Origin of the sequence: Agrobacterium sp. ICMP 6402, from assembly GCF_009498615.1 — a bacterium.
Classification (GTDB): Bacteria; Pseudomonadota; Alphaproteobacteria; order Rhizobiales; family Rhizobiaceae; genus Agrobacterium; species Agrobacterium burrii.
Window position 1 is genome coordinate 1 of the sequence record NZ_QSNV01000009.1, and the last position, 12,365, is coordinate 12,365.

General features: G+C 57.3%; 14 protein-coding genes. 6 read left to right on the forward strand and 8 right to left on the reverse strand.

Annotation, left to right across the window (positions count from 1 at the left end):
• Together DXT96_RS20330 and DXT96_RS20335 are read right to left on the reverse strand one after the other, a co-directional pair.
• Window positions 1–620 (reverse strand): isocitrate/isopropylmalate family dehydrogenase (locus tag DXT96_RS20330; RefSeq protein ID WP_246670609.1); only part of this gene is annotated, 620 nt, incomplete at its 3' end.
• 21 nt (window positions 621–641) lie between these two features.
• Window positions 642–1,943, reverse strand: a complete 1,302-nt coding sequence (locus DXT96_RS20335; protein ID WP_173998201.1) for an MFS transporter — start codon at window positions 1,941–1,943, stop codon at window positions 642–644.
• Between the two features lie 122 nt (window positions 1,944–2,065).
• On the opposite strand from DXT96_RS20335, the gene DXT96_RS20340 reads away from it, so the two are divergent.
• The 5 genes from DXT96_RS20340 to DXT96_RS20360 all read left to right on the forward strand — a co-directional run bounded on the left by DXT96_RS20340 (window position 2,066) and on the right by DXT96_RS20360 (window position 5,846).
• The gene (locus tag DXT96_RS20340) at window positions 2,066–2,980 is read left to right on the forward strand and encodes a LysR family transcriptional regulator (RefSeq protein ID WP_153516191.1); all 915 of its coding nucleotides are present in this window, start codon (window positions 2,066–2,068) and stop codon (window positions 2,978–2,980) included.
• 235 nt (window positions 2,981–3,215) lie between these two features.
• The gene (locus tag DXT96_RS20345; protein WP_153516192.1) at window positions 3,216–3,647 is read left to right on the forward strand and encodes a transposase; all 432 of its coding nucleotides are present in this window, start codon (window positions 3,216–3,218) and stop codon (window positions 3,645–3,647) included.
• Complete coding sequence (gene tnpB, locus DXT96_RS20350; RefSeq protein WP_037103391.1) at window positions 3,644–4,000, forward strand: IS66 family insertion sequence element accessory protein TnpB; 357 nt, start codon at window positions 3,644–3,646, stop codon at window positions 3,998–4,000. The genes DXT96_RS20345 and tnpB overlap by 4 nt, the downstream gene beginning before the upstream one ends.
• Before the next feature lie 71 nt (window positions 4,001–4,071).
• Window positions 4,072–5,622 carry an IS66 family transposase gene (locus DXT96_RS20355; RefSeq protein ID WP_153516194.1) on the forward strand — a complete coding sequence of 517 codons (1,551 nt, stop codon included), beginning with the start codon at window positions 4,072–4,074 and terminating at the stop codon, window positions 5,620–5,622.
• Window positions 5,619–5,846, forward strand: coding sequence for a hypothetical protein (locus DXT96_RS20360; protein ID WP_037103395.1), 228 nt, complete (start codon window positions 5,619–5,621; stop codon window positions 5,844–5,846). The genes DXT96_RS20355 and DXT96_RS20360 overlap by 4 nt, the downstream gene beginning before the upstream one ends.
• Before the next feature lie 249 nt (window positions 5,847–6,095).
• On the opposite strand, the gene DXT96_RS20365 is transcribed toward DXT96_RS20360, so the two are convergent.
• The 4 genes from DXT96_RS20365 to DXT96_RS20380 are packed head-to-tail and all read right to left on the reverse strand — an operon-like array spanning window position 6,096 to window position 9,064.
• Window positions 6,096–6,827 carry a transporter substrate-binding domain-containing protein gene (locus tag DXT96_RS20365; RefSeq protein WP_153516195.1) on the reverse strand — a complete coding sequence of 244 codons (732 nt, stop codon included), beginning with the start codon at window positions 6,825–6,827 and terminating at the stop codon, window positions 6,096–6,098.
• 30 nt (window positions 6,828–6,857) lie between these two features.
• Window positions 6,858–7,598: a hypothetical protein gene (locus tag DXT96_RS20370; protein WP_153516196.1), complete on the reverse strand. Its 741-nt coding sequence runs from the start codon at window positions 7,596–7,598 to the stop codon at window positions 6,858–6,860.
• 36 nt (window positions 7,599–7,634) lie between these two features.
• The gene (locus DXT96_RS20375; RefSeq protein ID WP_246670610.1) at window positions 7,635–8,852 is read right to left on the reverse strand and encodes an NAD(P)/FAD-dependent oxidoreductase; all 1,218 of its coding nucleotides are present in this window, start codon (window positions 8,850–8,852) and stop codon (window positions 7,635–7,637) included.
• 8 nt (window positions 8,853–8,860) lie between these two features.
• Window positions 8,861–9,064 (reverse strand): rubredoxin, encoded by a 204-nt coding sequence (locus tag DXT96_RS20380; protein WP_153516198.1) that lies wholly within the window; start codon window positions 9,062–9,064, stop codon window positions 8,861–8,863.
• Window positions 9,065–9,184: 120 nt separating this feature from the next.
• Between DXT96_RS20380 and DXT96_RS20385 the strand changes: the two genes are divergently transcribed.
• Window positions 9,185–10,096 (forward strand): LysR family transcriptional regulator, encoded by a 912-nt coding sequence (locus DXT96_RS20385; RefSeq protein ID WP_153516199.1) that lies wholly within the window; start codon window positions 9,185–9,187, stop codon window positions 10,094–10,096.
• Between the two features lie 2 nt (window positions 10,097–10,098).
• Here DXT96_RS20385 and DXT96_RS20390 read toward each other — a convergent pair whose 3' ends face one another.
• Both DXT96_RS20390 and DXT96_RS20395 read right to left on the reverse strand, forming a co-directional pair.
• On the reverse strand, window positions 10,099–11,343 hold the full coding sequence (locus DXT96_RS20390; protein WP_194287690.1) for an MFS transporter: 1,245 nt from the start codon (window positions 11,341–11,343) through the stop codon (window positions 10,099–10,101).
• Between the two features lies 1 nt (window position 11,344).
• Window positions 11,345–12,328 (reverse strand): D-2-hydroxyacid dehydrogenase family protein, encoded by a 984-nt coding sequence (locus DXT96_RS20395; protein ID WP_153516201.1) that lies wholly within the window; start codon window positions 12,326–12,328, stop codon window positions 11,345–11,347.
• Window positions 12,329–12,365: the final 37 nt, after the last annotated feature.

Sequence of the window (12,365 nt, forward strand, 5' to 3'; positions counted from 1 at the left end):
ACTTCGGCCGCGATCTCGTCCCACATCACCATGCCATGGCGCTGGGCGTTCGACTTGGTGACGACAGTCAGCAGTTTACGCGGGCGCGCCTGGGCCAGCTTGAAGGCGTAGCGCATAATGCGGGTCACGCCGACGCGGGTGAAGATCGCTACTTCCGTGCCGACCTCTTCCGGAAGGCCCCTATGGGCGCGGCCGCCATGGCCGGAATACTCGCCTTCGGAATTCTCCCGCACGATGACCCAGTCGAGATCGCCTGGACCGCAATTGCGCAAGGGCGGCGTGATGCCGGGCAGGATCTTCGTCGGGCGCACATTGGCGTACTGGTCGAACCCCTGGCAGATCGGCAGGCGCAGGCCCCAGAGCGTGATATGGTCGGGAACGTCAGGGGCGCCGACCGCACCGAAAAAGATCGCATCGAACTTCTTCAGCTTGTCCAGCCCGTCGGCCGGCATCATCACGCCGTGCTTCTTGTAATAGTCCGAACCCCAGTCGAAGGTTTCGGTATGGATCTTGAAGTCACCGCTGCGCTGTTCCAGCGCCTCCAGAACCTGCAGGCCCGCAGCTATAACCTCAGGGCCGATCCCATCCGCAGGGATCGCTGCAATCTTGTATTCACGCATGTCTGTGCTCCACTTTGAGATTTAACGATTTTGGACTGAGGCGACCTTGGCCCCGTTTTCCGATGCGGTGCGCGACAGCACGAGCGTCACGATCGCGGATACGACCAGCAATGCGGCGACGAAGTAGAGGCCACCCGCAAAACTGCCGGTGACGTCCTTGATCCAGCCGATCATCGACGGACCAACGAAGCCACCCAGGTTGCCAATCGAATTGATGGTGGCAATACCCGCTGCGGCCGCCGGCCCGGAGAGGAAGAGCGTGGGCATGCTCCAAAGCGGTGGTTTCGACGCGCTGATTCCGATATTGACCAGGGTCAGCGCAGCAAGGACGGCGAAGACAGTGGTTGCACCGGTCGCGAAGGCAAGCCCCGCCGAGGCGAGCAGGCAGGCGGCCACCACATGCCAAGTTCTTTCGCCCGACTTGTCGGAATGGCGTGCCCATAGAACCATGCCGACGACAGCGAATATCGCTGGAATTGAATTCAGCATGCCTACCTGGAAGGACGACAGACCGAACTCCTTGATGATCTGCGGCGCCCAGATTCCCAACGTGTAAAGGCCGGCGGATGTGCCGAAGTAGACGAGCGCAAGGGCAAGAACGCGCCGATCCGCCAAGCCCGACCACACACTGTGGCTCGCCTTCGACTTACCAGCGTTCTCTTTAACCATTGCTTCCACCAGCCAGTTCCGCTCTTCGGTCGTCAGCCAGTTAGCTTTCTCCGGGCGGTCGGTCAGGTAGAACAGCACGACCACGCCGAGCACGATCGCAGGAACTGCCTCGATCAGGAACATCCACTGCCAACCGGTGAGACCCAGAAATCCGTGCATCTCCAGCAGTGCACCGGAAATCGGCGACCCAATGGCTGTCGCAATCGGTGCTGCTGCCATGAACATCGCCGTTACCGCTGCTCTGCGACGGGCGGGAAACCAAAAGCTGAGATAGAGGATGATGCCTGGGAAAAACCCGGCTTCCGCGATACCGAGAAGGAAACGCAGCGTATAAAAACTTGTCGTTCCCTGAATGAAAGCCATGGCACCGGAGACGAGTCCCCAGGTGATCATGACGCGGGCGATCCAGATGCGAGCGCCAACCTTGTTAAGGATGAGGTTCGAAGGCACTTCGAACAGGAAATAGCCGATGAAGAAAATGCCTGCGCCGATGCCGAATACGGTCGGCGAAAACCCGAGATCCTCGTTCATCGTCAATGCCGCAAAGCCGATGTTTACCCGGTCGATGAAGGCGATGAGATAAAGTGCCATAATGAACGGCACGATGCGCAGAGTGATTTTGCGCAGGACGCGCGTCTCCAGGTCGCCATTCATAGCGAACTCCTCCCAATGATCAATTCGACGCACCTCCTGCGTCATCAACAGACGCTAATCCTCGCTTCCCTTCAACGCCATGTTGCTCTAATTATATAATCAAATGATACAATCGGTGCGCCATGGAACTAGAACAATTGAAGTGCTTTGTAGCAGTTGCCGAAGAACTGCACTTCGGCAGAGCAGCTCAAAAAATGGGATTGCTCCCAGCATCCTTGGGAAGGCATGTCAGATTGCTCGAAGAATCCCTGGGTACCCGCCTCATGTCCCGTACGACGCGGAGTGTCTCGTTAACGGAAGACGGAGCCGCCCTGCTCGAAGAGGTGAGACCCCTTCTCCATCGCCTGCAAGCACTCGCGGAAGAGTTTCGATCCAGGAAAAACCAGCAGGCGACCGTGCTGCGCATCGGCGCGATCGACAGTGCCGCAGCAGGCCTCATACCGCCGTTGCTGCACGATTTCCGTGAGCAGTGTCCAGGCATTGTCACTCAACTGGTCGAGGACAAGTCCATCCGCCTCATTCCAAAATTGATTGCCGGGCGACTGGATATCGTCTTCATTCGGCCCCGAGAGGGACTGAGCCGCAATCTGTCCGTTCGCACCCTGGTGCATGAAACGCCCGTTATTGCCCTTGCCGTCACGCATCCGCTAGCGGCCAGCAACCGCGTATCCGTCAAAGAATTGGGAGACGAGCCCCTTATCGTGCCCGAGCGTCGCTCTCGCCCGCACAGCTACGACCTGACGATGAAGCTGTTCCAGGATGTCGGGCTGCACCCGCGTATAGCCCAGATTGCCGACGAGAAGCAGACAATCATAAACCTCGTTGCAGCAGGCATCGGATCCGCCATCGTTCCTCGCTGGACAGCGAAACTGGCAGTATCTGGAGTGACCTTTGTTCCTCTTGCGAGCGCTGATGTATCATCATTGCGAAAACTGCCGCTCGCTGTAGCATGGCCCAAAGCTGTTCGCGATGCGGGGCGGGACCAGTTGCTGGAACTGCTCGATAAAAATATCGGGCGATATGCGGAGCAGGCCTAACCGCATGCGACGCGCTTCTAGCAGGTATGGGGTAGGCCGCGACCGTAATCTTCATTGTAATAGGTGAACCCACAGATCGCTCCGGGCAGACCCGAATGGGGTTGAGACCATCTTCGCATAGGCTGCCAGCAAGCTTATCCGGCGACCAAGGACTTCAACTGTAAGCGCTGTTTTCCTCCCACCTTCCGGATTGCCGGCTTATCGTTGATGTTGTGCCCGAACAGGGCTTCGACATATGACGATTACAGGGTTTACGCCTAGCACCAAGGCCGATGAGATGGTGCAGCGGTTTGAGGTTTTCACTGGATCAGGTCGCCGCCGCGAATGGAGCGACGAGGAGAAGCTTCAGATTGTTGCCGAAAGTCATAGCGGCGAGATGTCGGTCAGTGCTGTTGCGCGGCGGCACGGTTTGTCGCCTGGTCAGTTCTTCACCTGGCGGCGGCAGTCGCGGAAACCATCGGAGCAGACGTCAACGCCGATGTTCGTGCCAGCGGTGATGGATAAGCCTGCAGAGATGCCTTTGAGACGGCGAAAGACGATGGCTAAGAGCACGCCGCTAGCAGTCGCCATCGAATTGGAGATTGACGGTGCGCTACTCAGGATCGCATCTGGCACGGACAGCGCGACCATCGCAGCGGTCATCCAAGCTATGAAGGCATCGTCGTGATTGGCCCGTCTGGTGCGGTGAAAGTCATGATCGCCACCAAGCCCGTCGACTTCCGCAAAGGCGCAGAGGGATTGGCCGCATTGGTGAAGGCCGAGATGGGTGCTGATCCGTTCTCCGGCACAATCTATGTGTTCCGGGCCAAGCGAACCGACCGCATCAAACTGATATTCTGGGATGGCAGTGGCGTATGCCTGGTCGCCAAGCGGCTTGAGGATGGCGAGTTCCATTGGCCCCGAATGCAGGACGGCGCGATGCATCTGACGGCCGCGCAATTCTCGGCTTTGTTCGAGGGACTCGATTGGAAACGCGTGCATGCGCCAATCGAAACGCGCACCCCCGTTAAGGCCGGATAGCGGCCGCGAGCAATTGAATCAGCCGCATCCAATAGCTCGTTTTGCGAGGCAAAATATGCTGTTCTTGTCCCATGACGACAAGGGCGGAAGAGCTTCCGGATGACCTGAACGCGCTGAAAGCGATGGTGCTTTCGCGCGAGGCGGAGAATGCCCGCCTGCGTCAGATCATCAAGGAATTGCAGCGCCACCGGTTCGGTCGCCGCGCCGAAACGCTTCCCGAAGATCAGCTACTTCTGGGCTTGGAAGAAGCCGAGCAGGTCGAAGCGAATGGTCTGGAAGCGAAAGAAGAAGCCTCTGCCCCAGAGCGCCAGGCCCGTGTTGCCAAACGGCGGACGAACCGGGGTTCATTGCCAGCTCACCTGCCACGCATCGAGATGGTCGTCGATATCGATGATCACGCCTGTCCCGACTGCCGCCATGATCTGCATCGGATTGGCGAAGACGTCAGCGAAAAGCTCGACATTGTCCCCGCCCAGTTCCGTGTGCTGGTCGTGCGCCGCCCGAAATATGCCTGCCGGGCCTGCGAGGATGTCGTGGTTCAGGCTCCGGCTCCCTCCCGGCTGATCGAAGGCGGTATTCCGACCGAAGCAACCGTCGCCCAGGTTCTGGTCTCCAAGTATGCCGATCACCTGCCATTGTACCGCCAAGCGCAAATCTACAAGCGGCAAGGGGTCGATCTCGACCGCTCGACGCTTGCCGATTGGGTCGGCCGGGCCGCCTGGCACCTGCGGCCTGTTCATCAACGGCTGCTCGACCTTTTGAAGACATCATCCAAGCTCTTCGCCGACGAAACGACGGCCCCGGTTCTTGATCCGGGACGGGGCAAGACCAAGACCGGCCAGCTCTGGGCGTATGCCCGCGATGACAGGCCTTGGCAGGGAACCGATCCGCCCGGTGTCGTCTATGTCTACGCGCCGGATCGCAAAGCCGAGCGTCCGATGGCCCATCTCGACGGCTTCGTCGGCATTCTTCAGGTAGACGGCTATAGCGGCTATCGCCCGTTGGCTGCCAAGAACACCGTATCGCTGGCTTTCTGCTGGTCGCACGTTCGTCGGCGCTTTTACGAACTGGCGGCCGCCGGTCCCGCACCCATTGCTAGCGAGGCACTCAGACGCATTGCCGAACTCTACAAGATCGAAGACGAGATACGTGGCCGCACGCACGAAGAGCGCAGCACGGCTCGTCAGGAAAGAAGCCGTCCGATCACCGATAGCCTCGCTCCCTGGCTGCGTGAACAGCTTGGCTTCATCAGCCAGAAGACGAAGCTTGCAGAGGCGATCCGGTACGCACTATCACGCTGGGATGGGCTGACCCGGTTCGTCGACGACGGCCGCATCGAGATCGACTCCAACACAGTCGAGCGATCCATCAGGCCAATCGCCCTCAATCGCAAGAACTCACTGTTTGCTGGCTCCGATGCAGGGGCCGAACACTGGGCAACCATTGCCTCGCTCATTGAGACCGCCAAGCTCAATGGCGCTGAACCGCTTGGCTATCTCACCGACGTGCTTACCAGAATCGTCAATGGCCATCCCAACAGCCAGCTCGAAGAGTTGTTGCCGTGGTCATATAGGACCGATAAAATGGTCCCAATAGAAGAACAGACGTGGAGTGCACCGTGACAGAGCAGAACATCTCATGGGAGCAGGACGGCATCGACACGGGCTGGTTCTTTGCGAAGAATATCGGATCAGTGAGAAGCAGCACCAGTTATCGATCTGGAGGCTGGTGGTTCCTTGCAAAGTGGCTGCCTGACACGGAAGAAAACGATATCGGTCCTTTCAAAAGCAAAACTGCCGCACTGGCAGAAGCGGAAAGGCTAGCTGCTCAGCAGCGCACAAAATAGCTGGACACGCTGACGTCCGCTCCCGTGGCCCCAGAACAGCGCTTACCTTCAACTGGTCGGTCAACAGGTTGCAAACAACAGCCCCGTCAACAGCAGATCGGCCGTGACACGTTTGCCACCTGGCATTCGTGAACCGGTGAAACGTTCCAGTTCGACTGGTAGGAAGTCAGGGCAATTATCGGCAGTGAGCGCACTAAGTTGCAGCTGGCCGATACAAGGCCGAGTGATATCTCTGCTTAATCTCTGGAGCTAGGCAGGTACTACCACGTCTTCATGACCGCTTAGATCGAGAGACCTCCGAATGAAACCACTTGCTTTCATCCGGCGGATAAGTTCCGCGATATATTCTGCGGCAATCGGCCGGTCTGAACTAACGCCGACCGCTTGCGGTATGGCCATGAACGCTTCGCCCATCACCTCCAGGTCATGCTTTTCGTCGGCGACCTTCTGCATTGCTTGACGGACGCCGGCCAACCCATCGACTTCTCCGGCTTCCAGGGCGTTCACCGCTTGGGGAAATGAACCAAAGCGAACGATTCTCCCCGCCCAGCCCTGCCGAGAAAGGAAGAGTTCGTAGGCGCTCCCTCGCACCGCACCGATCCGTGAATTGCTTCGCCCGAAGTCGTCCAAGGTGATAATGGATTGGAGCCGAGGTACCAGATATGCCCCCTCGATCTGAACGTATGGCTCGCTGTATGCAATGCGTTCCGCTCTTTTGGGATCGATAGCAAGGAAGCAGACGTCCCACTCTCCGTTGCCTGCACTACCGGAGACATCACCCGCTTTATCGTAGTGGCGAAAGCGGATGGGGAGAGAAAGGCTGTCTGCGACTGCTCTCGCAATGTCCACAGAAACTCCGGTAGGGCTGTCGTCCGATTGTCCGCGCCGTACTAGAACGACATTCCCGTGATTGAGAGCGCATATCAGCGTCCCAGTGGGAGCGAGCTGCTTTCGAACGGCCTCTTGGTCGAGGTTGGTCAATGCCTTTTCCTTCGAATTACCGTTGGCGAACTAGATGGACTTCATCCACGAGTCTTCGATCGGGAACTGCGTAACCATTAGTTCTAGTCCGTCCTCGCCAGCGATTATGGTAGGAGCTGGCTCATCATGCCTTACGAAAAGCAGCGAGAACGGTTTGTAGGTCTCTCCGTCGTGAACGAGGTTACCGTTCAGTACGATCAGATACTGGCCGCCGCCGCCGTTCGTATCTGGCGTCTGCACCTGCATGTTGGGCCCAAGGCGAAACACCTTGCAGTTCATTCCGTCGTCACCCGGCTGTTCTTCAATCACCGTGTCCACCGTCAGCTCGGTTCGGTTGCGCAAGACGGGTTCGATCGACAAAGCGACGGCCTCCGAAGTACGGTGACGCCGTTTTGTCGGCTTGAGCTTCTCACGAACGTTTGGCGTCGTCAGGTACACAAGCCCGGCGTCCGTTTTGCTACGCAAGGTCAAGTAAGATAGCCCCTGTTCGCTCGCGATCAGCGGACCGTATCCCGTATGATGATCGGCGTAGTGCACCGTTACAAGGCGCACTTCGTCCCGGCCGATCATGCCACTACCAGCAATAAAGACCTGGAACTGATCGACGATATGAAAGTGGGATTCGAGCTTCTGATGAGCGTTAAGATCAAGGCGGAAGGCTTGAGGATCGGGGGCTGCGATGTCCGAATTCTTACCGAACATGTTGATTTTCCATGACTGGCCACGGCGGAATCGCAACGGTTCTTTTTCAGCGTAGGATGCAGCTTGCATCGGATTATCCTTCTAATATTTCTAGCCGAGAATTCTTCAATGACGATGTGGGGGTGGGAACTCGACGTCGAGCGCGGACGAGATGGCATCTCGGTCCATGCCAATCATGTCCTGCAACTTGCCGAACTGTTGCGGCGCATTGATCGTTTGAACGGCCAACAGACGACCGTCCCTGAAGCCCAGAACCGAGAAGGCTCCGCTCGCAGGGGCGTTCAGCACGGCCTCCATATCGGTGTCGTTGACGTTGCCGGACATCTGGATCTGGATGTCCGCCTGATGCGACCAAAAGCGAGGTAGGCGTTTAGGAGGCATCTCCGCTCCCATAATCGCAGCCGCGACGATTTTTGCTTGATCCTGCCCAGGATTTACAGCCTCGTTGCGAAAATGGCGCCCGAGCTGAGGTTCGAACCAAGCGGAGCAGTCACCGACGGCGTAGATTTCAGGGTGAGAGGTCTGTCCGTACTCTGAGGCAAGAATTCCGTTGTCAACTTTTAAGCCTGCCTCACGCGCTAGCGTTTCTTGTGGCGCCGCTCCGATCGCGGCTACGACAATGTCGGACTGGATTTGCTCGCCGTTGGATAATATCACCGCGTTCGCAATCCCGTCGTTGTTCTTCCTTATCGAGTCCACGCCACTACCGAGCAGGACGCGCATTCCTCTGTTCAGATAGCGGTCCAGGATATAGTTTGAGATGGATTTGCTGACGGTGCGCTCCATTATTCTGGAACCAGCCTCAACCACCGTTACCAAGAGGCCCTTCGACAAGGCTATTGCGGCAATCTCCATGCCGATCAAGCCGCCCCCCACGATCACAATCGACCTCGCGTGTGTTAGCTTGGCTTTCAAAACGACCAAATCCTCATGCGTGCGCAGATAGTTCGCGACTTCGCCCGGATCGATAGAAATCGGTAGGCGTCGAGGCTCCGCTCCGCAGGCGAGAACAAGGCGATCGTAGTGGAAACGATCGCCGCGCGAGGTTTCTGCGTATTCGCCCTCAAGATTCAATCCAACGATTTTCACACTTTGGTGCAAGTCGATACTGTTGTTGACGTAGAACGCCTCGGGACGGAGGAACGTCGGCGCGAATTCATCTTTGGACAGAGCTTCTTTCGAAAGCGGCGGACGATGGTAAGGGAGAACGGCCTCCTCGGTCACCAACGTTATGGGGGCGTCGCACTTGGCTGTCCGAAGCGCCGCAGCCACAGCGACGCCGGAATGAGAGGCGCCAATTATAAGGATTCCCGACATGGGCATACGATCTCTTATCCGATGACGACCATGTCGAACTCACTCTTGCGAGCCCCGCACTCAGGACAAACCCAATCGTCCGGAACGTCCTCCCAACGTGTACCAGGCCCTACCCCGCCGTCTGGATCGCCAAGAGCTTCGTCGTAAACGTAGGCACACAGCACGCATTGCCATATTTTATAGTCGCCTCTCTCGGCGACTTGCGCTGACGGCACCATCGAGACTCCTCCCATCACACTAGATTTCTCGCAAGTTAGACGACAGGGCATGGTATCGCCAGATGTTCTGCTCTACTATCAGTCATAACAAATTGGCATAGCTTTGATGGAACGGATGATATGGATATAAAGCAGCTTTCCTACTTCGTGAGAGTGGCTGAGCTTGGTAGTTTCAGCCGAGCGTCAGCGTTCCTGCACATCGCCCAACCGGCGCTTAGCCGCCAAGTGCGAAACCTTGAAACCGAGCTGAAAGAGCCGTTACTTCTTCGTAACGGACGCGGGGTCGAACTGACGGAGGCAGGTGAACGTCTTCTCGACAACGCGAGAGGCATTCTTCGCCAAATCGAGCGCACATACGAGGACATCGAGAATTCAAGGACGGGAAAGTCCGGCAAAGTGGGGATTGGGCTTCCCGCTACGATTTCTACTGCCATTGCAACCGCTCTCATACGCCGGCTGAGAGAGGAATTATCGGATGCCCAGGTGATGCTCGTCCACGGTCGCTCGAACCAGCTCCAGGAGTGGATACTCAGTGGACGGCTCGACATGGCGATCATGTACGACGCACCGTCCTCGCCGATGTTGGAGATCCACGACCTCGTTGACGAGAACCTCTATCTCATAGGGCGGAAGGGCGTGTTCAATGATGACCAGCCCGTGCACGTTGAAACTCTGGCCGACGTTCCGATGGTCATAGCGTGCCGGCCAAACAGCACGCGGGTGCTACTCGACTCAGAATTGGCGCGGTTCGGCCAAAAGCTTAACATCGTCTTCGAGCTCGATCCCTTGGATACGATGTTTGACCTCGTAAGGGATGGCTATGGATACACGGTGGCGTCAATTCGTACCCTCGCCTCCAAGGGGCCAGACGCCGGGCATGACTTGGAACTTCGCAAGATCGTTGGTCCTGAGTTGATCCTCTCTGTCCAGCTCGTGCAGCCGGCGAGAAGGCTCCCGAACCGTCTGCACGAAGCCGCCTTCAGGATATTGCGAGACCTCAGCTTCGAGCTTTTAAACCCGGAGGCCAAATAACGTTAAACATCGTCCGGACGGAACCGCATCTTTGACGCTTTGGGCAGACATAGCAAAGCGACTACGAACATAACCGCGGCACTGCAAGATACCGGTATCCGGAGCCCGAGGAACTCGGAGCTGAATCCCAGAACAAGGGCCCCTAAAGATGGACTGGCGCGGAAAATAAGGCCGTGGACGCTAAGCGTTCGTCCCCTCAACGCGGATGGTGTCCCTAGCTGGACGTAAGTCTGGGTAGCGATCAAGCTTACCGATGTAAGATATCCCATGAGCATCGCGAAAAACGCGAGCACCCATATCGAGTTCGTGCCAGAGAAGCAGCCGGCGGCACCCGACGCCAGCAACCAGGCCCATGTTATTTGGAATGGAAGTCTCGATGTCGAAAGGTAAGAGTTCATGGTCAGACCTGCCATGACTGATCCGAACGCCATGGACGAGGTTAGCACGGCCAGGCCAGTCGCCGGCACCAATGACAGATGTGCGGCAAACGCTGGCAGCATCTCGGCGATAGCTCGAACGAACATGCCGCCCGCAAACAGAAGCATCAGCATCACCCGCATATCCGCGTTTGAAGCGACGTATCGAAAGCCTTCGGCAATTTCGGTCACGACATTTTTTCCAGAATGTCGCTCTCGCCGAACTCCTTCCGATTGAACGCTTTGAAGCACGAATACGAAGACCAGTGTGACAAACGTGTTGAACAAAAAGACCGAGGCAACGTTCATGTTGACGATCACGACGCCGGCCAAGGCAGGTCCAACAAGTCTCGCTAGATTGACATTCATGGAGTTGATCGCAACGGCCGTCGGAACGTCGTCTCGCGAGACGAGTTCCTGAACGATCGTCATTTTAGCCGATTGGCCCAGTGCGATGACACAGCCTTGAACCGCTACAATCGAGATCAAAAACGTCAAGCTCAGCAGGTTTGCGTAGAATAACGCAGCCAGTGACGCCGCGATCAGCGTGAGGACGAACTGACAGAGTCTGTTCAATTTCAGAGCGTCCCACCTGTCGGTGGCGGCACCGCCAACCGGACCTAGAATGACTGTGGGAAGAAGGTCAGCGGCAGCAAGGACGCCAAGCCAGAATGGCGACTGGGTTAAATCCCAAACTACGAGGCTACAAGCGATACGCTGCATCCACGTGCCGAGAAGAGAGAGGCAGTTTCCGGCCGTGTACCACGCGAAATGCCCCCCGCTTAGCAGCCTCAAGAGCCGGGATTCACGAAATTTCCTTCCGCTCGCCACCTTAAGCTTCGACCGCCGCTCTCAGGTTGACAATGCGATCGGGGCGACCATCCAAAAAGGCTCCGATCAGGCGAACAGCGTCTTGGTAGTAGGTCCCCAGCATGTCCTTCGTAAAGTAGCCGATGTGGGGCGTTATTACGACGTTGCCAAGGCTTCGAAACGGATGATCGACCGGGAGCGGTTCGTGTTCATACACGTCGAGACCCGCCCCCGCTATCGTTCGGGCCTCAAGCGCGGCGAGCAACGCTGCTTCATTCACGATCGCACCTCGCGCAGTGTTAATGAGATACGCAGTCTCCTTCATCGACTGAATCTCAGTGGGCCCCACGATACCTCTGGTCCGCTCGCTGAGAGCGACGTGAACCGTGATGACGTCGCTAGTGGCAAACAGTGCTTCCTTGGATACCAGTACCGCGCCCGCAGAGGCTGCCTGCTCCTCTGACATATTCTGGCTCCACGCCTGGACCTTCATCCCAAACACCTGCCCGATTTCCGCGACACGTTGTCCAATCCCCCCTAGGCCAAGGATCCCAAGGACCTTTCCACCAACCGTCATGCCAGCACGCGTCTGCCAGCCTCCACCGCGCATTACGCGGTCTTCTGACGCGATATTTCGTGTGGTGGTGAGGATCAGACCCCAGACGAGTTCAGCCACCCCGCCAGCACCTTTTCCGATTACAGGAGTGTTGGAAACTAGGATGCCCTGTCGGGCCGCTGCAACAACGTCGACAGTATCGTAGCGCTTCCCGGTTACGACGATGTACTTCAGACGAGGCAGACGAACGATCAGATCGGCGGGAATAGGCATCCTCTCGCGAAGGGTGCATATCACGTCGAAATCAGCGAGCTCCCGAGCTGCCTCTTCTGACACAGCCAAGGGCCTGTCAAACACCACGATGTTTGCGCGGGACCGAAGTGGACCCCAGTCGGCAACTTCCTGGGAAATGCCCAGATAGTCGTCAAGAATGGCAACGTTCATCTTCATAATCCGGTCCCGCGCTATTATCGAACAGTTTTTCTGA